This window comes from Oryzobacter faecalis (genome assembly GCF_046764005.1).
GTDB lineage: Bacteria > Actinomycetota > Actinomycetes > Actinomycetales > Dermatophilaceae > Oryzobacter > Oryzobacter faecalis.
In genome coordinates, this window is the sequence record NZ_JBKOFW010000003.1 from 140,450 (window position 1) to 161,041 (window position 20,592).

19 protein-coding genes and 3 tRNA genes are annotated in these 20,592 nt (G+C 73.7%); 11 read left to right on the top strand and 11 right to left on the bottom strand.

Annotation, left to right across the window (positions count from 1 at the left end; translation table 11 throughout):
* The 4 genes from ACK8HX_RS07315 (at position 1) to ACK8HX_RS07330 (ending at position 5,405) form a co-directional block, all read left to right on the top strand.
* Positions 1-837, top strand: a complete 837-nt coding sequence (locus ACK8HX_RS07315) for a DeoR/GlpR family DNA-binding transcription regulator (protein WP_411940020.1) — start codon at positions 1-3, stop codon at positions 835-837.
* The gene (gene galT / locus ACK8HX_RS07320; RefSeq protein ID WP_411940021.1) at positions 834-1,949 is read left to right on the top strand and encodes a galactose-1-phosphate uridylyltransferase; all 1,116 of its coding nucleotides are present in this window, start codon (positions 834-836) and stop codon (positions 1,947-1,949) included. Before ACK8HX_RS07315 ends, galT begins: the two co-directional genes overlap by 4 nt.
* Before the next feature lie 280 nt (positions 1,950-2,229).
* The gene (locus ACK8HX_RS07325) at positions 2,230-2,985 is read left to right on the top strand and encodes a beta/alpha barrel domain-containing protein (RefSeq protein ID WP_411940022.1); all 756 of its coding nucleotides are present in this window, start codon (positions 2,230-2,232) and stop codon (positions 2,983-2,985) included.
* Between the two features lie 65 nt (positions 2,986-3,050).
* On the top strand, positions 3,051-5,405 hold the full coding sequence (locus ACK8HX_RS07330; RefSeq protein WP_411940023.1) for a putative bifunctional diguanylate cyclase/phosphodiesterase: 2,355 nt from the start codon (positions 3,051-3,053) through the stop codon (positions 5,403-5,405).
* 13 nt (positions 5,406-5,418) lie between these two features.
* Here ACK8HX_RS07330 and ACK8HX_RS07335 read toward each other — a convergent pair whose 3' ends face one another.
* Positions 5,419-6,108: an arsenate reductase/protein-tyrosine-phosphatase family protein gene (locus ACK8HX_RS07335; protein ID WP_411940024.1), complete on the bottom strand. Its 690-nt coding sequence runs from the start codon at positions 6,106-6,108 to the stop codon at positions 5,419-5,421.
* A gap of 46 nt (positions 6,109-6,154) precedes the next feature.
* Here ACK8HX_RS07335 and ACK8HX_RS07340 point away from each other — a divergent pair, with 46 nt between their 5' ends.
* Complete coding sequence (locus ACK8HX_RS07340) at positions 6,155-6,898, top strand: aquaporin (RefSeq protein WP_411940025.1); 744 nt, start codon at positions 6,155-6,157, stop codon at positions 6,896-6,898.
* Between the two features lie 179 nt (positions 6,899-7,077).
* Positions 7,078-7,500 carry an arsenate reductase ArsC gene (locus ACK8HX_RS07345; RefSeq protein ID WP_411940026.1) on the top strand — a complete coding sequence of 141 codons (423 nt, stop codon included), beginning with the start codon at positions 7,078-7,080 and terminating at the stop codon, positions 7,498-7,500.
* 15 nt (positions 7,501-7,515) lie between these two features.
* Here ACK8HX_RS07345 and ACK8HX_RS07350 read toward each other — a convergent pair whose 3' ends face one another.
* Both ACK8HX_RS07350 and ACK8HX_RS07355 read right to left on the bottom strand, forming a co-directional pair.
* Entirely contained in the window at positions 7,516-8,049 is a 534-nt protein-coding gene (locus ACK8HX_RS07350) for a DinB family protein (RefSeq protein ID WP_411940027.1), read from the bottom strand.
* An 11-nt stretch (positions 8,050-8,060) separates the two neighbouring features.
* Positions 8,061-8,423, bottom strand: coding sequence for an ArsR/SmtB family transcription factor (locus tag ACK8HX_RS07355; protein ID WP_411940028.1), 363 nt, complete (start codon positions 8,421-8,423; stop codon positions 8,061-8,063).
* Between the two features lie 77 nt (positions 8,424-8,500).
* Here ACK8HX_RS07355 and ACK8HX_RS07360 point away from each other — a divergent pair, with 77 nt between their 5' ends.
* From ACK8HX_RS07360 to ACK8HX_RS07375, 4 genes are all read left to right on the top strand, one after another.
* Positions 8,501-9,859 (top strand): FAD-dependent oxidoreductase, encoded by a 1,359-nt coding sequence (locus tag ACK8HX_RS07360; RefSeq protein ID WP_411940029.1) that lies wholly within the window; start codon positions 8,501-8,503, stop codon positions 9,857-9,859.
* A gap of 145 nt (positions 9,860-10,004) precedes the next feature.
* Positions 10,005-10,697, top strand: coding sequence for a hypothetical protein (locus ACK8HX_RS07365; RefSeq protein ID WP_411940030.1), 693 nt, complete (start codon positions 10,005-10,007; stop codon positions 10,695-10,697).
* A gap of 13 nt (positions 10,698-10,710) precedes the next feature.
* Positions 10,711-12,678 (top strand): histidine kinase, encoded by a 1,968-nt coding sequence (locus ACK8HX_RS07370; RefSeq protein WP_411940031.1) that lies wholly within the window; start codon positions 10,711-10,713, stop codon positions 12,676-12,678.
* A complete protein-coding gene (locus ACK8HX_RS07375) occupies positions 12,675-13,268 on the top strand; it encodes a response regulator (RefSeq protein WP_411940032.1) in 594 nt (197 codons plus the stop codon). The genes ACK8HX_RS07370 and ACK8HX_RS07375 overlap by 4 nt, the downstream gene beginning before the upstream one ends.
* 107 nt (positions 13,269-13,375) lie before the next feature.
* Here ACK8HX_RS07375 and ACK8HX_RS07380 read toward each other — a convergent pair.
* The 8 genes from ACK8HX_RS07380 to ACK8HX_RS07415 form a co-directional block, all read right to left on the bottom strand.
* Positions 13,376-13,452: transfer RNA gene (locus ACK8HX_RS07380), tRNA-Phe, on the bottom strand.
* Between the two features lie 46 nt (positions 13,453-13,498).
* Positions 13,499-13,572 (bottom strand) — tRNA-Asp (locus ACK8HX_RS07385).
* A gap of 24 nt (positions 13,573-13,596) precedes the next feature.
* Positions 13,597-13,669, bottom strand: a tRNA-Glu gene (locus ACK8HX_RS07390).
* Between the two features lie 108 nt (positions 13,670-13,777).
* The gene (locus ACK8HX_RS07395; protein ID WP_411940033.1) at positions 13,778-14,176 is read right to left on the bottom strand and encodes a GntR family transcriptional regulator; all 399 of its coding nucleotides are present in this window, start codon (positions 14,174-14,176) and stop codon (positions 13,778-13,780) included.
* A 5-nt stretch (positions 14,177-14,181) separates the two neighbouring features.
* Positions 14,182-15,237, bottom strand: coding sequence for a PHP domain-containing protein (locus ACK8HX_RS07400; protein ID WP_411940034.1), 1,056 nt, complete (start codon positions 15,235-15,237; stop codon positions 14,182-14,184).
* Positions 15,237-16,085, bottom strand: a complete 849-nt coding sequence (locus tag ACK8HX_RS07405; protein WP_411940035.1) for an oxidoreductase — start codon at positions 16,083-16,085, stop codon at positions 15,237-15,239. Before ACK8HX_RS07405 ends, ACK8HX_RS07400 begins: the two co-directional genes overlap by 1 nt.
* The gene (locus tag ACK8HX_RS07410; protein ID WP_411940036.1) at positions 16,082-17,323 is read right to left on the bottom strand and encodes a cysteine desulfurase-like protein; all 1,242 of its coding nucleotides are present in this window, start codon (positions 17,321-17,323) and stop codon (positions 16,082-16,084) included. Before ACK8HX_RS07410 ends, ACK8HX_RS07405 begins: the two co-directional genes overlap by 4 nt.
* 142 nt (positions 17,324-17,465) lie before the next feature.
* Positions 17,466-18,902, bottom strand: coding sequence for a GuaB1 family IMP dehydrogenase-related protein (locus ACK8HX_RS07415; RefSeq protein ID WP_411940037.1), 1,437 nt, complete (start codon positions 18,900-18,902; stop codon positions 17,466-17,468).
* 69 nt (positions 18,903-18,971) lie between these two features.
* Here ACK8HX_RS07415 and ACK8HX_RS07420 point away from each other — a divergent pair, with 69 nt between their 5' ends.
* A complete protein-coding gene (locus ACK8HX_RS07420; protein ID WP_411940336.1) occupies positions 18,972-20,222 on the top strand; it encodes a DUF445 domain-containing protein in 1,251 nt (416 codons plus the stop codon).
* The last annotated feature ends 370 nt before the right edge of the window (positions 20,223-20,592 follow it).

Genomic DNA, 20,592 nt, shown 5'->3' on the forward strand with positions numbered 1-20,592 from the left:
GTGCTTGCCACCCAGCGTCGCGCCGCCATCGTCTCCATCGTCGAGAGCACCGGTGCCGCCCGGATCTCCGACCTCGTCGAGCAGCTCGGCGTCTCGGACATGACGGTGCGCCGCGACATCGAGCGCCTGGACTCCGAGGGCCGCGTCGAGCGGGTCCACGGCGGCGCGATCGCCGTCCAGCCGCGGGCCACCGACGAGCCCGGCTTCAGCGCGAAGTCCTCGCTGATGACCGCCGAGAAGCAGGCCATCGCCGCGGCGGCCGCACGCCTCGTGCAGCCCGGGGCGACGATCGGCATCTCGGCCGGGACGACGACCTACGAGCTGGCCCGCGCCATCCGGCACCTGCCCCAGCTCACCGTCGTGACGAACTCGGTCCCCGTCGCGCAGCTGCTGCACGAGACCCAGTCGGCGGGGCACGTCGTCGTCCTCACCGGCGGGGTGCGCACGCCCTCGGACGCGCTCGTCGGACCGGTCGCGGTCAACGCCCTCCAGGGGCTTCACGTCGACCGGCTCTTCCTCGGTGCCCACGGCATCGACGAGAGTGCCGGCCTCACGACGCCGAACCTCGTCGAGGCCGAGACGAACCGAGCGCTGGTGCGCGCCAGCCGTGCGGTGTGCGTCCTCGCCGACCACTCGAAGTTCGGGATCGTCGGGCTGTCGACGTTCCTGCCCCTGCGCGAGGTCGACACGCTCATCACCGACTCGGGCATCACCGCGCGGGCCCGGGCCGTGCTCGAGGACAGCGTCGAGCAGCTCGTGCTCGCCGCGCCCGCCTCGGGTGCGGCCTCCGGCGCCTCCGTGCGGACGGGTCCGGTGACGTCCTCGGGCGCGGGATGAGGCTCGCCCACGAGGTCCGGCGCACCGTCGGCACCCTCGCCGACGGCCGCCGGATCATCTACTACGACGACACGGAGGGCGCACCCGAGCGGCGCGCCGTCGACACCCGCGACCTCGGGCCGCGCGAGCTCGCGGGACACCTGCGCTACGACGCCCTCCTCGGCGACTGGGTCGCCGTCGCCGGGCACCGGATGAACCGCACCCTCCTGCCGCCGCGCGACGAGTGCCCCCTCTGCCCGGCCGGGCGCAGCGGTGGCGCCTCGGAGATCCCCGAGGCCGACTACGACGTCGTCGTGTTCGAGAACCGCTTCCCCTCCTACGCCCCGGTGGCGGACGACGACGTCGTCGCACCCGAGGGGTACCTCCACCGCCCGGCCCTCGGCCGCACCGAGGTCGTCTGCTTCACGAGCGACCACGACTCGACCTTCGCCGACCTCACCCCGCGGCGGGTCCGCACCGTCGTCGACGTGTGGGCCGACCGCACCGCCGAGCTCGGCCGCGACCCCGACGTCGCCCACGTCTTCTGCTTCGAGAACCGGGGCGAGGAGATCGGGGTGACCCTGCACCACCCGCACGGGCAGGTCTACGGCTACCCGTACCTCCCCGCGCGCACCGCCGTCGTCCTCGCGCGGGCTCGCGAGCACCACGAGCGCACCGGCCGGCTCCTCGGCGCCGACCTCCTCGCCGCCGAGCGCGCCGACGGCTCGCGGGTCGTCCTCACGGGCGAGCACTGGACGGCGTACGTCCCGTACGCGGCGCGCTGGCCGCTCGAGGTGCACGTGGCACCCCATCGCGACGTCCCCGACCTCGTCGCCCTCGACGACGCCGAGCGTGACGAGCTGGCGGTGCTCTACCTCGACCTGCTGCGGCGGCTGGACCGCGTGCACGTCGCGGCCGACGGCGGCAGGATCCGGCTCCCCTACATCGCCGGGTGGCACCAGGCCCCGGTGCGGGCCGGGCGCGACGTGTCGCGCCTGCTCCTCCAGGTGATGTCGGTGCTGCGCGGACCGGGGAAGCTGAAGTACCTCGCGGGCTCCGAGAGCGGCGTCGGCGGCTGGGTGACCGACACCCGGCCAGAGGCCGTCGCCGCCCGGCTCCGCGACCTGGCCTGACCGCGACGCGGGCGGCGGACCGGGTCCCGGAGAGGGCCCTCGCCCGGTACTTTTTCACCAACTCGGGCGGTTCGTCGGGGGTGCCCGGTCCCTGATGAGGGGTATAAACGGGGGTGGAACGGCTCCGACCCGTTCCCATTGGCGCAGGGGAACCACCGGCAGGCACGTCCTGCTCGACCGGAGGTGCGCAACGGATGACGACACGAGAGCCCCGGACCGGCGAGGTCGTGCCGGAACCCTGCGGCGCGGCCGGCGCGCCATGAGGACGCTGCACCCCAGGATGGCGAGCTCGGTGGCGCGGACGTACCTGTCGGTCCGTGACGTCGCAGCCCTCGTCGAGGTCGCGGCCCTGGATGCCGACCGGGCGGAGCTGCTGCGCCGGTGTCGGGTCGCCACCGAGCTCGGGGCCGCGACCCTCCTGTGCCGACCGGAGGACGTTCCGACCGCGGTGTGTGCGCTGGGCGGTAGCGGGGTCGTCGTGGGAACCACCGTGGGGGCGGAGGAGGCCGGTCACGACGAGCTTCTCGCCGAGGCGGCGCGGGCCTGTGACGCCGGTGCCCGGCAGGTGGCCCTCCCGGTCTCGGGGGCCGACCTCGGGCGCGGCGGCATCGAGTCCCTGGCCGGGCTGGTGCGGGCGGTCGCGGCCGTCGCTGCGCCGGCCGAGCTCAAGGTCGGCCTCCCGGGGGGATCCGTCCCCGTCGCGGACCTCCAGCGCGCGGCCGCGACCGCCTCGGCCGCAGGCGCCCTCATCGTCTCCGTCGGCCTGTGGTCGGGGGGTGACCGAGCCAGACTGGCCTCGATCCGGCCGATCCGGCAGGCGCTCGGGCCGGACAAGCTGCTCAAGTGGACCCACCGGGTCACCAGCCTGGACCGGCTGCTCCTGGCCCACTCCGAGGGTGCCGACCTGTTCAACGCCGACCTCGAGGTCATCTGCGCCGAGGCCCGGGGCCGGGTGCAGAACGGTGGGATCAGGGTGCCCGTCCCGGGTGTGGACTACATCCCTGGGCGGGGCCCGGAGACCCTGCGGGCGTCGTGACACCGTCCGGTCGGACCTCGACCCGTGGCGGGCCGAGGCCGGACACGGTCGCGGACAGCGGCGAGGTGCCGGATCCGACCACGCCCTGGGCGGGGATCCGTGCCTGGCACGTGGTGCTCGCGACGACCGCCGGGGCGGTGGTCGGGTTCCTGTCCGCTCCGAGGAACAGCGCGTGGCAGGTCGTCGCCTACTTCGTCCCGCTGGCCCTGGCCGTGGGATGCATCGCGGCGCGGACGGTGGGGACGCCGGCAGGTCGGGGACCGTTGTCGATCCTCCTGGCCGCGCAGGCCGGGTACTTCGTGACGTCGCTCTTCTGGTACCCCGTCCCCCTCGTCACCGGGGTCGTGCTGCCCTTCCCGTCGCTCGTCGACGCGTCCTACCTCACCGTCTACGCCGCCTATGCGGTGTTTCTCGTCATGGTCCTGCGAGGACGGGCCCGGGACCGGGCGGAGGAGAGCCGCATCGCGCTGACGGACGCCCTCATCCTCAGCACCTCGATGTCGGCACTGCTGTGGCTCGCCGTGGTCCACCCCACGCTGCGTGGGGGCACGGCATCGCTCGCGACCTTGGTCGCGGTCGCCTATCCGGCGGCCACCCTGCTGCTCTTCGTCCTGGCGGCTCGCCTGGCCGTCGGCAGCCAGCTGCGCGCCTCCGGCCCGGGGCTGCTGTTGCTGGCGTGGATCGCCGTGGAGATCACGGGCGACACGATCTACGGACTGCAGGGCGCGTCGGGCACGTTCGTCATGGGCGCTCCGCTGTTCGTGACCTGGATGGTGTCCGCGGGCTGCCTCGCGGCGATGGCCGCCCACCCGGAGGTTGTCCGGCTGTTCGCGGCCGAGCCGGGGTCGGCGGCCACGAGGACGCCCCGCCGCAACGGCGCCGCACGCCAGGTGCTGCTGCTGTGCGCGGCCCTGCTCACCGTGGTGCTGTCCCACGTCTCGCCCGAGCGGAGCACGGTCCTCCTGGTGGCGACCGTCGTGACGGTGTCGTTGGTCATCTACCGGACCTCGCTCCTCGCGGGCGACCTCGACCGCGAGAGGGCGCTCGCGGTCCAGCTGGAGGGCGCCGTGGCACACCTCCACACCCAGCGCGAGCTCCTCGAGCAGCAGGCCGCCGACCTCGAGCGGCTCGCCTTCCACGACTCCGTGACCGGGCTCGGCAACCGCGCGCTGCTCCGGCGCGCCGAGGACTCCGACGGCTCCACCGCGGACGCGACGCTGCTGTTGCTGGACCTGGACGGGTTCAAGCAGGTCAACGACAGCCTCGGGCACGCGGCGGGGGACGCCGTCCTCCTCGAGGTGGGTGACCGGCTCGGTCGGTGCGTCCGGACCGTCGACACGGTGGTGCGGCTCGGGGGTGACGAGTTCGCCGTGCTGCTGCGCGGCGCGGGCCGCACGACGGCGATGCGGATCGCGGAGCGCGTCCTCCGGGAGGTGCGGGCACCCATCCGCCTGGAGGGCACGACGGTCGAGGTCCGGTGCAGCATCGGGGTGGCTCCCGGCGCGACCGCGGCAGGTCTCGACGAGATGATCCGCAACGCCGACCTCGCGATGTACGCCGCCAAGGACGAGGGACGCGATCGGGTCCGGGAGTTCGACCCGTCGATGTACCTGGAGGCGATCCGGCGCCTCGACCTGGATGCGCAGGTCCGTCGCGCGCTCGCCGACGGCGAGCTCACCGTGCACTACCAGCCCATCGTCGAGACGACCACCGGTGCCCCGGTCGCGGTCGAGGCGCTCGTGCGGTGGGAGCACCCGGAGCGCGGTCTCCTCCCGCCGGCGGAGTTCCTCGCCGCGGCAGAGCGCACCGGGATGATCGTCGACCTGGGGCGCCTCGTCCTCCGGACGGCGTGCCGCGACGCAGCCCGGTGGCGTGAGGAGTGGCCGCACGTGGGCCTCTCCGTGAACGTCTCGCACCAGGAGCTGCTCATCCCCGGCTTCGCCGAGCACATCGTCGGCGTGCTGGCCGAGCACGCGCTTCCGCCGGCGGCGCTGCACCTGGAGATCACCGAGACGGTCCTCGCCGACGAGGAGAGCGTCAGGCGCGCGCTCGAGCCCCTGGACCGGCTCGGTGTGCGGCTCTCCATCGACGACTTCGGCACGGGGTACTCCTCGCTCAGCAGGCTGCGCGCGCTGACGGTGCACCGGCTCAAGATCGACCGCTCCTTCGTCGCGGAGATCGGCGAGTGCGACCCGCCGGAGGCGCCGATGCTCGCCTCGATCGTCTCCCTCGCCCACAGCGTCGGCCTCAAGGTCGTCGCCGAGGGCGTCGAGACCGAGAGGCAGGCCGTGTTCCTGGCGGAGCACCGTTGCGACGAGCTCCAGGGCTACCTGTTCAGCCGGCCCGTCCCCGCCGGCGACGTGCCCGCCGCACTGCGTGCGTCGGTGCTGCCCCAGGTGTCGCGCAGCCGCCACGGCTGACGGCTCCGAAGGCTCAGCCGCGGCGCGGCGCTCCCACCAGGCCGGCCAGTCGGGTCGTTCGTGCGGTGAGCTCCTCGTAGGCCTCGTCGAAGGCCCGCCGGGTGTCGACGACGACCGGGTCGGGCACCGACCAGTGCGCCCAGTCGCGCCCGTCGAGCTCCTCGTGGGCGCGGTCGCAGACCGTCACGATGACGTCGCCCGCCTCCTCGTCGAGGACGCGTGGCGCCACGTCGGGCACCTCCAGGTCGTGACGCTGCGCCGCGGCCAGGGCGCCGGGGTGGATCCGTTCCCCCGGGTGGGTCCCGGCGGAGGCCGCGGGCACGGCGCTGACGCGCCGCCAGGCAGCGGCGGCGAGGTGCGAGCGCGCGGTGTTCGCGGTGCAGACGAACACGACCCGGGACGCGCGCACCGGCTGCCTGTCGGTGCCGGCGTCGCGCAGCACCCACTCGTCGTGGGCGCTGAGGGTCAGGTACGAGCGTCGGGCGTCGCCCTCCGAGGGGCGGCGGGTGACCAGGCCCACGGCCTCGAGCGTCCTGAGGTGGTGCGCCAGGAGGTTGGAGGGGATCGACAGGGAGGCGCCGAGCTCGGAGGCGGAGCGGTCGCTGAGCGCCAGGAGGTCGACGATCCGCAGCCGCGTCACGTCGCCCAGCGCGCTGTGGAGCGTGGCGCGGCGGCGCAGTCCGTCAGTTTCCTCAACGTTCATTGACTCAAGTTTGACTGAGCGATGGCGCTGGCGTCAACATGGTCGCGTGACCCACCCGGACGTGCCGCCCCTGCCGCGCCGCCTGCTCGCCGAGCTGCTCGGCACCGCCCTCCTCGTCGCCGTCGTCGTGGGGTCCGGCATCGCCGCCCAGCGGCTCTCGCCGGGTGACGTCGGGCTGCAGCTGCTCGAGAACAGCACCGCCACGGTCCTCGGGCTCACCGTCATCATCCTCATGGTCGGGCCCGTCTCCGGAGCCCACCTCAACCCCGTCGTGTCGCTCGCCGACTGGTTCATCGGGCGCCGCGCGGGGACCGGGCTGGCCCTGACCGAGGTCGGTGCCTACGCCGCGGCCCAGGTCGTCGGCGCGGTCGGCGGCGCCGTGCTCGCCAACCTCATGTTCGGCGCCCCGACCACGCTGTCGAGCACCGAGCGTGCCACGGGGCCGCACCTGCTGGCCGAGGTCGTCGCCACGAGCGTGCTCGTGGCGCTGGTCTTCGCGCTCGTGCGCAGTGGTCGCGGGGCGCTCGCCGCCCCTGCCGTCGGCGCCTACATCGGAGCCGCCTACTGGTTCACGAGCTCGACGTCGTTCGCCAACCCGGCCGTCACGGTCGGCCGCGTCTTCTCCGACACCTTCGCCGGCATCGCCCCCGCGTCCGCTCCGGCCTTCGTGGGGGCCCAGCTCGTCGGCCTCGTCGTGGGCGTGGCGATGACGCTGGCGCTCTACCCCGACGCCGCCACCCGCGCCGACGACGTCGTCCTCCCGCACCCCTCCCGCTCGACCCCGGTCTGAGGAAGGACCCGGCCATGAGCGCCGCCACCCGCGCCGCGGATCCTACGTCGGGATCACCGAGGATCTCGCCTACTCCCACGACGGTGTCTTCTCCCCCCAGAGATCGACCCCGTCACCGCGCTGCTGCGCGACCTCTGACCCACCCACCCGTCCGCCACCACCCGCTCGAGGAGCCCTCCATGACCACCGCCACGAAGCCGTCCGTCCTCTACGTCTGCGTCCACAACGCCGGGCGCTCGCAGATGGCCGCGGCGTACACCCACCACCTCTCCGGCGGCGCCGTCGAGGTGCGGTCCGCCGGGTCCGCGCCGGCCGACCAGGTCAACCCGTCCGCCGTCGAGGCGATGGCCGAGGAGGGCATCGACATCACCGCCGAGACCCCGAAGGTCCTCACCACGGACGCCGTGCAGGCCAGCGACGTCGTCATCACCATGGGGTGCGGCGACACCTGCCCGATCTTCCCGGGCAAGCGGTACGAGGACTGGGAGCTCGAGGACCCGGCCGGGAAGGGCGTCGACTCCGTCCGCCCCATCCGCGACGACATCAAGGCGCGCGTCCTGCTCCTCCTCGACGAGCTCGGCGTCGAGCCGGTGCGCGCCTGACCCGCGGCGGCGCCCTCAGGTGGGCGCCCCGAGCGTCAGCTGGCGCTCGTGGTGCTCGAAGTGCACCGTCCCGTAGTGGTAGACGTCGAGCACGCTCATGTGGTCCGTGAAGTAGGGGTCCCACCCCTGGGGGAACGGCATGTGCAGCGCCAGGGTGGCCTCGGTCTCGCGGTCGAGGGCGCGGTGCAGCCCGGCGATGGTGCGGTCGGCCTGTCGCAGGAGGCGCGGACCCCGCAGCACGAGTGCCCCACCGCAGGCGCCGAGGTGGTTGACGGCGTGGAACGGTCGGGTTCCCGCGTCCAGGACCGCGGCGAAGGCGCGCCCGGCGCCGGCGGGGCGACGGCCGAGGAAGCGGACGAGGGGCAGCAGGCTCCGTACGACGAAGAAGCCGAGCAGCATGTGGAACAGCAGCTGCCCGTTGGTCCAGCGGGTGCCGTCCGAGCCCCGGCGCAGGTCGGCGGGTGTGGCGCCGTCCACGAGGTCGTGGAAGCGGCGGCGAACGCGCTCGAGCTCGTCGTGGACCGACTCCCGGGTCGATGGGGTGGCCACGACGGCGGTTCTCAGGCCGGGGACTCGAGGAGGGCGGCCGTCGCCGCGAGGACCTCCGGGGCCACGCGGTAGTGCACCCACGTGCCGTCCTTGCGGCTCGTGACGAGACCGGCCTCGCGCAGCTTGCGCAGGTGGTGGCTCACCGTGGGCTGCGAGACACCGACGTCGAGGACGTCGCACACGCACAGCTCGCCGCCGGGGGAGGAGGCGATCATCGAGAAGATCCGCAGCCGCACGGGGTCGCCGAGCGCCTTGAACACCACCGCCGCGGTCTCGGCCTGGTCGGCGCTGAGGGCCTTCCGCGTCAGCGGCGGGCAGCAGCCCACGTCCGGGACCGGCGCGGAGGCCCGCTCGAGGGTCAAGGAGTTCGACATGGGTCTATCTTGACATCTGTCGATATCCACGAGCAAGATGTCCACACATCGACGTTCATCGAACCAAGGAGCACCCCATGACCGCCGCCATCGTGGAGACGACGCACCCGGTCGTCGTCATCGGCGCCGGACCGACCGGCCTGGCCGCCGCCGCCAACCTCGTCGAGCGTGGGCTCGACGTCCTCGTCCTCGAACGCGGTCCTCGCGCGGGCGCCGCCGTCCGGCAGTGGGGGCACGTGCGGCTGTTCTCGCCCTGGTCCGAGCTCGTCGACCCAGCCGCGCGTCGCCTCCTCGAGCAGGCCGGATGGGTCGCGCCCGACCCCGACGGCTACCCGACCGGCGCGGAGTGGGCCGACTCCTACCTCCAGCCGCTCGCCGACGCCCTCGGCGACCGGGTCCGGTACCGGGCCACGGTCACCGGCGTCGCCCGGCGGGGCCGCGACCGCGTCGTCGACTCGGGCCGCGCCGACCAGCCGTTCACCGTGCACGTCGAGGCCGAGGACGGCGGACCGACCCGCGTCACCGCAGCGGCGGTCCTCGACGCCTCCGGAACGTTCCTGCGGCCCAACCCGATCGGCGGCGACGGCTACCCGGCCGACGGTGAGCGCGCTGCGGCCGAGCGCATCGCCTACCGGGTCCCGGACGTCGATGACCCCGCCGACGTCGCGCGCTACAGCGGCCGCACCACGGCCGTGGTCGGAGCAGGTCACTCGGCCCTGACCGCCATCGTCGCCCTGGCGGCGCTCGCCGAGCGGGTTCCCGGGACCGAGGTCGTGTGGGTGCTGCGCCGCGGCGGCATCGGTGACGCCTTCGGGGGCGGTGAGGCCGACGAGCTCCCCGCGCGCGGGGCCCTCGGGCAGCGGGCGCGGCGCGCGGTCGAGGCCGGCCACGTCCGGGTCGTCACCGGGTTCCGCACGGCCGCGGTCGAGCTCGTCGGGAGCAGCGTGGCTTTGCGCAGCGAGGACGGTGACGTCGTCGCGGGCCTCGACGAGGTCGTGGGACTCACCGGGTTCCGGCCCGACCACACGATCCTCGGCGAGCTGCGGCTCGACCTCGACGGGCGCCTCGAGGCGCCGGTCCGCCTGGCCCCGCTCATCGACCCCAACGTCCACTCCTGCGGCACCGTGTACCCCCACGGCGTCGCCGAGCTGTCCCACGACGGCGAGCCGGGCGTCTACCTCGTCGGGATGAAGTCCTACGGGCGCGCCCCGACCTTCCTCGCGATGACGGGCTTCGAGCAGGTGCGCTCGGTTGTCGCCGCGATCGCCGGTGACCACGAGGCGGCCGCGCGCGTCGAGCTGACCCTTCCCGAGACGGGTGTCTGCGGCGGCGCAGGCCTGTTCGACGAGTCCGGCGACACCGCGCCCGGCTGCTGCACCCCCACGACGCCGCAGCTGCTCCAGCTCGGTTCGGGTGCTGCTGCCGCCTCCTGTTGAGCCCGGGCCGCGGGGCTCGGACGTCGACCGGGAGGACTTCCCGGGTGTTCCGGGAAGGTGGCCCGTGCCACCGCGCCACACCGTCGCGATCCTCGAGGGACGCCACAGCCGACCGGCGGTCGTGGCCCCACCCGAGGAGCGCACCATGTCGCACGTCCCCGTCCCACTCCGGCGAACCGCCGGGGCCCTCGCACTCACCCACGTCCTGCTCATCTTCGCGGGCCTCTGGCTCCAGCAGGGCCCGCTGTTCGCGGACGGCGTCCAGGGGATCGAGGACTCCTACGTCGCGGGCAACCTCACCCGGTCGTTCACCGGCGGGCTGCTCGAGGCGTTCGGCTTCGTCCTGCTCGTCCCCGTGCTCGTCATGCTGGCCCGGTGCTTCGGCACCCGGAGCGAGGCAGGTCGCTGGGCGTCATGGAGCGCACTCGGGTGCGGCCTCGCCTACGTCGCCGTCGTCATGGCGGTCGGGTTCCCGGCCGGTGCGGCGGCGATGTACGGGGCACAGAGCGGCCTCGACACGGACACCGCGTTCGCCATCAACAACATCCGGCTGTTCGCCCACTTCCTGAGCGCGTTCCTGCTCGGTGGGGCGACCCTGGGCGTCGCCCTGTCGGCGATCTCGGACGGCGTGCACGTGAAGTGGGTCGGGGGCTTCGGGGTCGTCACGGCCCTGACCCTCTTCGCCTCGCCCCCGCTGACGGCCGTGGAGTGGCAGGACATCGGCACGCTCGTCTGGCTCGTGTGGTTCGTCGGCACCGCCGTCGTCCTCCTCCGTCGCGGACCGCGCGTGGAATCCGCGGGAACGACCGCGGAGCCGGCCCTGCTCGTGCAGTCTTGAGCCGAGGTGAGTCATGCGACCGGTGAGGGCAGCCCTGACGTCGCTCGGTGCTGCCCTCACCGTCGCCTGCGCTCTGGTCCCGGCGCTCGTGGGGGCCAGCGGTCGGGGCCTCTTCGACGACGTGTCGATCGTCGCCGTCGTGGCGAGCTACGCCCTCGTCGGCACGGTCGTCGTGCTCGCGAGGCCGGGCCACGGGGTGGGTCGCCTCATGCTCGTCGGCGCGGCGGCCTGGGGAGCCGGTGAGGCGCTGATCGCCCTGGCGGTCCGCACCTCCGGGAGCGGCGAGGCGGCGGTCCTCGCGGGCGTGGCCGGGACGGCTGTCAGGGGGGTCGGATGGGTCGCGCTCGTCGTCGGGCTGCCCCTCCTGTTCCCGGACGGACGGCCACCCAGACGCGCGGCGCGGCTGAGCGTGCTGTCCGTCGTCCTGCTCGTCCTGGGGTCGGTCCTGGCCCCGGTGCCCCTGGACGCCCGGCTCGGCGAGGTCGACAACCCGATCGGGCTGCGGGGCAGGTGGGGTCTGGCCGCTGACCTCATGGCCGTGAGCGCCCTGGCCCTGGCCTTCCTCTGCCTCGTGCTCGCCGTCATCGCCATGGTGCGTCGATGGCGCCGCGGAGACGACTGGGAGCGCCAGCGCGTGCTCGTCTTCGTGACCGCCTTCGCCCTCCCGCTCCTCCTGCTTCCCGTGGTCGCCACACCCTGGGCGCGACCGTGGATGTTCGCCCTGGTCATGGTGCCCGTCCCGGTGGCCGTCGCGTTCGCCCTCTTCCAGCGTCGCCTCTACGACGTCCACGTCGCGCTCAGCAGGTCGGTGACGTGGGTCGGGCTCTCGGTCGCGCTCGCCGGGCTCTACGCGCTGGTCGTCGGCGGCGTGGGGGCGTTGCTCGCCGAGCAGGAGGCACGGTGGCTTCCCTGGGTGGCCACCGGCGTGGTCGCGGTGGCCTTCGCCCCGCTGCGCGACTCGCTCCAGAGGGGAGCGAACCGGCTCACCTACGGCCGGTGGGCCGCACCCGCAGAGGTGCTGGCCGACACGGGTCGACGCCTGGCCGACGCCGCGGACGGACCCGCGCTCCTCCGCACGCTCACCGACGAGCTCGCGGACGGCATGGAGCTGGACCACGTCCGGATCGCCGACCGGAGCGGCCGCACGCTCGCCGCGAGCGGGAGCCCGGGTGCCGACCCACGACGGCTCGCACTCACGGCCTACGGACGCGAGGTCGGCGCCCTCCACTGGAGCGGTCGAGCCCTGCGCGAGCACGAGAACCGCCTGCTGGCCGACGTGGCGCGGCAGGTGGGCGGGGTGGTGCACACCACCGGGCTCGTCGAGGAGCTACGGGCGGCGCAGGAGCGCCTCGTCGCCGCCCGCGAGCACGAGCGCCGCCGGCTGAGGCGCGACCTGCACGACGGACTCGGACCGGCTCTCGCGGGCCTCGGCTTCCAGGTCGACACGATCACGAACCTGGCCCGGTCCGGGCAGGAGGTCGACGCCCGGCTCGACCTGCTCCAGGCCGGGCTGCGAGGGACCGTCGTCGAGGTGCGGCGGATCGTCGACGGGCTGCGGCCACCCGCCCTCGACGACCTCGGCCTCTTCGTCGCAGTCGCCGAGCTGGGCCACGAGCTGGTCGGCGGTGCGGGACTGGACCTCGCCCTCGATCTGCCTGCCGCTCGACCCTCCCTCCCCGCAGCCGTCGAGGTCGTGGCGTTCCGGGTCGCCCAGGAGGCGCTGACGAACGTCGTCCGGCATGCCGGGGCCACGAGCTGTCGGGTGGCTGCGACCGTCTCTGGTGGCCTGCTCGCCCTCGAGGTGACCGACGACGGCCGAGGAGCCGTCGAGTCGGAGGACCCCGGCCGGTCCCGGGGGCTTGGCCTGCGCAGCATGAGCGAGCGCGCGGGCGAGATCGGTGGGAGCGTCGAGGTGAGCCGCCTGTCGAGGGGCACGCGGGTGCTGCTCCGGCTTCCGCTGGGTACCGGAGGTGCACCGTGACGCGGGTTCTCGTCGTCGACGACCACCCGCTCTTCCGCGACGGCCTCGTCGGACTCCTGGGGACCGTCGCGGACATCGTGACGGTCGGGTCCGCGGGAGACGGCGCCACTGCCGTGGCGATGGCGTCGCAGACCCGTCCCGATGTCGTGCTGATGGATCTCAACCTGCCCGGGATGCCAGGGCTGGAGGCCACCCGACGCATCCTCGCGGAGCGACCCGACTGCAGGGTTCTCGTCCTGACGATGCAGGCCGACCAGGCGAGCGTGACCTCGGCGCTGCGGGTCGGCGCGAGCGGCTACCTGCTCAAGGAGGCCGGCCAGCAGGAGGTCCTCGCGGCGATCCGGACCGTGGCCGCCGGTGGCACCGTGACGGGCCGCGGCACCGGCCATGACCGGACGCGACCACCGGTCGCCCTCACGCCGCGGGAGTCGGAGGTGCTCGCGCTCCTGGCCGAGGGGTCGTCGAACGCCGAGATCGCCCGAGCGCTCGGGCTCAGCCTCAAGACCGTGCAGAACCACGTCTCGAACGTGCTCGCGAAGCTCCAGGTCCGGGACCGCACACAGGCGGCGCTGCGGATGAGGGGGCTGTGAGGCCCGACCCGAGGAGCCAACCTCGTCCAGGACGTCATCGGCCCTCACCGGCCACCCGTCGTGCCGGGACGCGAATCGCCGCAGGTCGGGTGACCTGCGGCGACGGGTGGTGGCCAGGGGCGGGGTCGAACCGCCGACCTTCCGATTTTCAGTCGGACGCTCGTACCAACTGAGCTACCTGGCCGGACCTTGCCCGAAAGGGCCGGCGAACCGGCCCTTCCATGAAGGAGCGACCCCGACGGGACTCGAACCCGCGACCTCCGCCGTGACAGGGCGGCGCGCTAACCAACTGCGCTACGGGGCCTTGTGTGGTGCAAGACCTGGTGCGTATCCCCAACGGGATTCGAACCCGTGCTACCGCCGTGAAAGGGCGGGGTCCTGGGCCGCTAGACGATGGGGACCCGATCTCCTCGGACCCTCTTCGTCAGCAACCCGGCGCTCGGATCCGTCGAGGACTCCGAAAGCATAGGGGACAACGCCGCGGCCACCAAAACGGGGCCCGGACCTGCTCAGGACAGTCGTCGGAAGGCGTCGCGGACGAGTCCCACGGCCTCCGACTCGGTGCAGTCGGCGGCCCGCGCGGCCCGGGCGTAGTCGGCGGCGGCGAGCCGGAGGGCGACGGTCGCGGCAGGCTCCGTGGCCGCCTCCGCCGAGACCACCGTGCCCAGCCGGCGCCGGGTGAGGACGAGCCCGGCGGCCTCGAGCTCGCGGTAGGCCCGGGCCACGGTGTTGACCGCGAGGCCGAGCTCGCCGGCGAGCCCGCGGATGGTCGGCAGCCTCGCCCCCGGGGGGAGGCGACCGTCGCCGACCGCCTCGGCGAGCTGGTGGCGGACCTGCTCGAAGGGCGCCTCCCCGGACGAGGGGTCGACCCGCAGGAGCCCGTCCATCGCCGTCGTCACCCGCGCCACCGCGCTCACCGTCCCTGGTTCGCCCACGCGAGGACGCGGTCGGCGTCCCACGTGGTGACGATCCGGTCCCATGGGACGCCGAGGCGCTCGGCGCGTTCGCACCCGTACGCCTTCATGTCGAGCTGCCCCGGAGCGTGCGCGTCGGAGTCGACCGAGAACAGGCAGCCGATGTCGAGGGCGAGGCGGATCAGCTCGTCAGGAGGGTCGCGGCGCTCGGGCCGGCTGTTGATCTCGACCGCGGTGTCGTGCTCGGCGCAGGCCTCGAAGACGGCGCGGGCGTCGAACTCGGACTGTGCCCGGGTGCCGCGGGAGCCCTCGACGAGCCGGCCCGTGCAGTGCCCGAGGACGTTGACGCGTGGGTTCGACACCGCCGCGACCATGCGGCTCGTCATCGGGGCGCGGTTCATCCTCAGCTTGCTGTGGACCGACGCCGTGACGAGGTCGAGCTTCGCGAGCATCGCGTCGGTCTGGTCGAGCGAGCCGTCGTCGAGGATGTCGACCTCGATCCCCTTGAGGAGCCGGAAGCGTTCTCCGACGGACCGGTTCACGGCGTCGACGACGGCCAGCTGCTTCGTGAGCCGTTCGACGGTGAGGCCGTTCGCAACGCGCAGCTGTGGGCTGTGGTCGGTGAGGACCATCCAGTCGTGGCCGAGCTCGATCGCGGTGAGGACCATCTCGTCGATCGGGCTGCCGCCGTCACTCCAGTCGCTGTGCAGGTGGCAGTCGCCCCGCAGCGCCGCGTAGAGCTCCTCGCCACCGTCGACGAGGGCGCCGCCCGACCTCTCCTGCAGCGTCGCGAGGTACGCGGGCACCTCGCCGTTCACCGCCTCCTCGATGACACCGCTCGTCGACTTCCCGATGCCGGGCAGCTCCTGGAGGGAGCCCGCGGCCGCTCGTTCCTCGACCTCCTCGACGGGGACCGTCTTGAGCGTCTTCACCGCGTTGCGGAACGCCTCGACCCGGTACGTGCCGGCGCGCGTGCGCTCGAGGAGGAAGGCGATGCGCCGCAGCGCCTCGATGGGGTGGACCGGCGCCTCGAGCGGCTCGAGCAGGGCGACCATCAGAGACCGAACCGCCGGGCCATGAGGGCGTCCCAGCCGCGGTCTCCCGCCACGGTCCGCGTGACGGCCATGACGCGCGCGCCCGGGGTCAGGAGGTAGCGGGCCCGGGGCCGGGCGGCCTCCACGGCCTTGACGACGACGCCGGCCACGCTCGAGGAGGAGGCGGACATCATCCGGTTGTCGTAGGCCTCGGCGTTCGTGCGGCCGACGGAGTCGCGCATGGACGCATAGGGCGAGCCGTCGGCGTCGCCGAGTCCGTCAGAGCTGCCAGCGGTACCGATGAACTCGCTTCTCGTGACGCCAGGTTCGACGAGGACGACATCGATGCCGAAGCCTCGAACCTCCACCCGAAGGGCATCGCTCAGCGCCTCGACCGCGTACTTCGTCGCGTGGTAGTAGCCGCCCAGCGGGAAGGTGAAGCGCCCACCCATGGAGCCGATGTTGACGATGCGGCCGGACCCGGACGCTCGCATCGAGGGCAGGACGAGCTGGCACATCCGGGCGAGCCCGAAGACGTTCGTCTCGAACATCGCGCGCACCTTGTCGAGGTCGACCTCCTCGACGGCGCCGTACTCGCCGTAGCCGGCGTTGTTGACGAGCGCGCCGACCCGGCCGTGGGCGTCCACCACCTCGGCGACGGCTGCCGTCATCGAGGCCTCGTCGGTGACGTCGAGCGCGGTGGTCCGGGCGCCGCGCGCGGCGAGGTCGGCCAGGGTCTCGGGGCGCCGGGCCGTGGCCCAGACGGTGTGGCCCGAGTCGAGGAGCGCCTCGGCCGTGGCGCGTCCGATCCCGGTCGAGCAGCCGGTCACGAGGACCGGGTCGTGGCGCGTCGCAGGGGCCGGGCTCACCGGGTGACCTCGCGCAGGCCGTCGAGGAGGCGGGCGACGTCGTCCTGCGAGGAGTAGGGGGCCAGGCCGACGCGCACGGCGCCCGCGTCCCCCAGGCCGAGGTGCCGCGAGCACTCGATGGCGTAGAAGTTGCCCGCCGGGGCGTTGACGCCGCGCTCGGCGAGGGCGCTGCGGACCTCCTGCGGGTCGCGCCCGTCGACGGAGAACAGCAGGGTCGGGGTCCGCTTCGCCGCGTTGCTGTGGACCGTGACCCCGGGCAGGTCGCGCAGGGCCGGCTCGAGGACGTCGAGGAGGGCCTGCTCGTGGGCGTGCAGCGCCTTCATCCCGGCGACCAACCGTTCGCGCCGCGTGTCGTGGCCGGCGTCCGGGAGGGGGTGACCGGGCTCGCCCAGGGCGTCGGTGTCGGCGAGGGCGGCGAGGAAGTCGACCGCGGCCGTCGAGCCGGCGAGCAGCTCGTACGGGAGGGTGCCGAGCTCGAACCGCTCGGGGACGGCGTCGGTGGAGGGCAGCAGCTTGTCGGGGTGGAGGCCCTCGAGGAGCTCGGGGGAGGCCGCCACCACGCCGCAGTGGGGCCCGAGGAACTTGTAGGGCGAGCACGTCCACACGTCGGCCCGCAGGGCCGGGAGGTCGACCGACGCGTGGGCCGTGGCGTGGACCCCGTCGACCCAGTGCAGCGCCCCCACCTCGTGCGCGAGGTCGGCGATGCGGCACACCGGTGGTCGGGTGCCGATGAGGTTGGACGCGGCGGTCGTCGCGACGAGCCGGGTGCGCTCGCTGAGGACGTCGGCGACGGCCTCCGCCGACAGCTCACCGGTCACCGGGTCGAAGTCGACCCAGCGGACGGTGGCGCCCACGGCCTCGGCGGCCTGGACCCAGGGGCGGATGTTCGAGTCGTGGTCGAGGCGCGTGACGACGACCTCGTCGCCGGGACCCCACTGCTTGGCGAGCGCCCGGGACAGGTCGTACGTCAGCTGGGTCGCGCTGCGCCCGAACACGATCCCGCGCGGGTCCGCTCCGAGGAGGTCGCCGAGCGCGTTCCGGGCGTCGGTGACGACCGCCTCCGCCCGTCGCTCGGACGGCGTGACGGTCCCCCGGTTGCTGATGGCGCTCGTCAGGGTGTCGGCGACGGCGCGGCCGACGACGTCGGGGACCTGGCTGCCGCCCGGGCCGTCGAAGTGGGCCGCGCCCTCGGCGAGCGCGGGGAAGCGGGCGCGGACGGCATCGACGTCGTAGGGCATGGCGCCATCCTGCCAACCCACCCCGGCGACCCCCACCCCCCCCGCCTCAACTTTCCCGCCTGATGCCGAAAGGTTCGGTGGGGCACCCCGAGCTTCGGGGTGCCCCACCGAAGGTTCCGGCATCAGGCGGGAAAGTGGGGACTCACCAAGAGGTGTGGAGCGGGCGGCCCTCGGCGAAACCGGCGGTGCTCTGCAGCCCGACGGTCGCCTTCTCGTGGAACTCCTCGAGGGTGCGAGCGCCGGCGTAGGTGCACGAGCTGCGCAGGCCCGCGACGATCTCGTCGATGACGTCCTCGACGCTCGGGCGGGCCGGGTCGACGTACATCCGGGCGGTGCTGATGCCCTCCTCGAACATGGCCTTGCGGGCGCGGTCGTACGCCGAGTCGGTGGCGGTGCGGTTGCGGACGGCGCGGCTCGACGCCATCCCGAACGACTCCTTGTACTGGCGGCCCTTCTCGTCGGTGTAGAGGTCCCCGGGCGACTCGAGCGTCCCGGCGAACCACGAGCCGATCATGACGTTGGAGGCGCCGGCGGCGAGGGCGAGAGCGACGTCGCGCGGGTGGCGCACCCCGCCGTCGGCCCAGACGTGCTTGCCGAGCTCCCTTGCGGCAGAGGCGCACTCGAGGACGGCCGAGAACTGCGGGCGGCCGACCGCGGTCATCATCCGGGTCGTGCACATCGCGCCGGGACCCACTCCGACCTTGACGATGTCGGCGCCGGCCTCGACGAGGTCGCGCACACCGGCGGCGGAGACGACGTTGCCGGCGACGACGGGGACCTGCGGGTCCAGGCCGCGGACCGCCCGCAGGGCGTCGAGCATCTTCTCCTGGTGGCCGTGGGCGGTGTCGATGACGAGCGTGTCGGCTCCGGCCTCGAGCAGCTCCTTGGCCTTCGCGGCGACGTCGCCGTTGATGCCGACGGCCGCCGCGATCCGCAGGTCGCCGTCGGCGTCGGTCGCGGGGGAGTAGAGGTGGGCGCGCAGGGCCCCGGACCGCGTGAGGATGCCGACGACGCGTCCGTCCTCGGCGACGACCGGCGCCAGGCGGCGGCGGGCGTGGCTGAGGGTGTCGAACGCGTCCTCGACGTCGACGCCGTCGGGGAGGGTGACCATCTCGCGGACCATGACGTCCTCGAGCTGGGTGAACCGGTCGACCCCGGTGAGGTCGGTCTCCGTGACCAGGCCCACCGGTCGTTCGCCCTCGAGGACCACCGCGGCGCCGTGGGCGCGCTTGTGGAGCAGGACGAGCGCCTCGCCGACGGTCATCGTCGGCGACAGCGTGATGGGGGTGTCATAGACGAGGTGGCGGCTCTTCTGCCAGGCGATGACGTCGCGGACGATCTCGACCGGGATGTCCTGCGGGATGACCGTGAGCGCGCCGCGGCGGGCCGTCGTCTCGGCCATCCGGCGCCCGGCGATGGCCGTCATGTTGGCGACGACGAGGGGGATCGTCGTGCCGCTGCCGTCGACCGTCGCGAGGTCGACGTCGAGGCGGCTCGTCACCGTCGACCGGTTCGGGACCATGAACACGTCGTCGTAGGTGAGGTCGAGCTGCGGCCGGAGGTCGTTGAGGAAGCGCACGCACCCAGCGTAGGCGCGCCGCCGCGGGTCGGCCGAGGCCTGATGGGGGAGGATCGGCGGGTGAGTCTCATGGCGCCCTCCCCTGCCGACGAGGCCCGTCGCGCGGGCCTGCGGCGGATGCGGCTGCTCGCGCTCTCCCTGCTCCTCCTCGCGGCGGTCATGTTCGTCGTGACGCTGCGCCTGCCGCACGACGGGGTCTGGGGGTACGTCAACACGGCGGCGGAGGCGGCGATGGTCGGGGCGCTCGCCGACTGGTTCGCCGTGACCGCGCTGTTCCGGCACCCCCTCGGGCTCCCGGTGCCGCACACGGCGATCATCCCCAAACGCAAGAACGAGATCGGGCGCAACCTGCAGGAGTTCGTCACCGAGAACTTCCTCACCGAGGAGATCGCCCGTGAGCGGCTGGCCGCGGCCCGCGTCGGGCAGCGGGTCGGGGAGTGGCTCGGGTCGCCCGCCCACCGGCGCCGGGTGATGACCGAAGTCGTGCGGGTGGCCCGGGCCGGGCTCGGGCGGCTCTCCGACGAGGAGGTGCGCTCGATCGTCGAGGACTTCCTCGTGCCGCGGCTCGTGCGCGAGCCCGCCGCCCCGATCGCGGGGGCGCTGCTCGCCGACGTCGTGGCCGACCGGACCCACCACGGCGTCGTGGACCTCGCCCTCGAAGAGCTCCACGCGTGGCTGGGCGCCAACCCGGGAACCTACGCGGCCGTCCTCGGCGACCGCGCCCCGTGGTGGAGCCCGCCCTGGCTCGACGAGCGCGTCATCGGATGGACCTACCAGCAGGTCCTCGCCTGGGTGCGCGACATCGCCGACGACCCCCACCACCCGGCGCGGCAGGCGTTCGACGACCTGCTCGCCCGGCTCGCGACCGACCTCCAGGAGGAGGAGGAGGTGATGGCGCGGGCCGAGGCCCTCAAGGAGCGGCTGCTGACCCACCCCCAGGTACCGGAGACCGCAGTGGGGCTGTGGCGCTCGTTCCGGGCGGCGCTCACGGTGGCGATGGACGACGACACCTCCTACTTCCACACCCGCGGCGACGAGCTGCTCGAGCACCTGGGGCGCCACCTCGTCGAGGACGAGGCGTGGCGGGGGCGGCTGGAGGCCCGTCTGGGAGAGGCGGTCTCGTTCTTCGTCAACACCTACGGCCACGAGCTCGCCGAGGTCATCTCGGTCACGGTCGACCGGTGGGACGGCAAGGAGGCCGCCGAGCGGATCGAGCTGCACGTGGGTCGCGACCTGCAGTTCATCAGGATCAACGGCACGGTCGTGGGCGCGCTGGCGGGGCTCGTCATCCACGGGGTGGCGCAGGCCATCGGCGGCTGAACGGTGGGAGGCGGCGCCCGTCAACCGCATCGCATCGGTCAACCCCAACCCCGACGACGCCACGGTCGACGACCAGCCCGGCTGACCGCCATGCTCATCGTGGGCTGACGACGGCGCCTGGCCACGTCGCCCGGCTGCCGTCGCGTACGGGTGTGTGCGCTCAGTACGCTTTGCCTCCCCCGGGGGAGCAGTGCGCTGTGCTTCGTGTGGTGGGGCGAAGGTGGCTGCGTCGCGTGGGGAGGCAGCGCGCTGTGCTTCGTGTGGTGGGGTGAAAGTGGCTGCGTCGCGTGGGGAGGCGGCCCGCTTTGCCTCGTGTGGGGGAGCAAAGCGTAGTCCGCGGACAGGGGACCCGCCCGGGCGCGTGTGCCGC

Excerpts from the sequence above, each read along its gene's own strand:
- ACK8HX_RS07370 (WP_411940031.1), top strand. The coding sequence starts at position 10,711 with ATGCGACCGGTGAGGGCAGCCCTGACGTCGCTCGGTGCTGCCCTCACC.
- ACK8HX_RS07420 (WP_411940336.1), top strand. The coding sequence starts at position 18,972 with ATGGCGCCCTCCCCTGCCGACGAGGCCCGTCGCGCGGGCCTGCGGCGG.
- ACK8HX_RS07325 (WP_411940022.1), top strand. The coding sequence starts at position 2,230 with ATGGCGAGCTCGGTGGCGCGGACGTACCTGTCGGTCCGTGACGTCGCA.
- ACK8HX_RS07400 (WP_411940034.1), bottom strand. The coding sequence starts at position 15,237 with ATGGTCGCCCTGCTCGAGCCGCTCGAGGCGCCGGTCCACCCCATCGAG.
- galT (WP_411940021.1), top strand. The coding sequence starts at position 834 with ATGAGGCTCGCCCACGAGGTCCGGCGCACCGTCGGCACCCTCGCCGAC.
- ACK8HX_RS07355 (WP_411940028.1), bottom strand. The coding sequence starts at position 8,423 with ATGTCGAACTCCTTGACCCTCGAGCGGGCCTCCGCGCCGGTCCCGGAC.
- ACK8HX_RS07365 (WP_411940030.1), top strand. The coding sequence starts at position 10,005 with ATGTCGCACGTCCCCGTCCCACTCCGGCGAACCGCCGGGGCCCTCGCA.
- ACK8HX_RS07410 (WP_411940036.1), bottom strand. The coding sequence starts at position 17,323 with ATGCCCTACGACGTCGATGCCGTCCGCGCCCGCTTCCCCGCGCTCGCC.
- ACK8HX_RS07345 (WP_411940026.1), top strand. The coding sequence starts at position 7,078 with ATGACCACCGCCACGAAGCCGTCCGTCCTCTACGTCTGCGTCCACAAC.
- ACK8HX_RS07335 (WP_411940024.1), bottom strand. The coding sequence starts at position 6,108 with ATGAACGTTGAGGAAACTGACGGACTGCGCCGCCGCGCCACGCTCCAC.
- ACK8HX_RS07360 (WP_411940029.1), top strand. The coding sequence starts at position 8,501 with ATGACCGCCGCCATCGTGGAGACGACGCACCCGGTCGTCGTCATCGGC.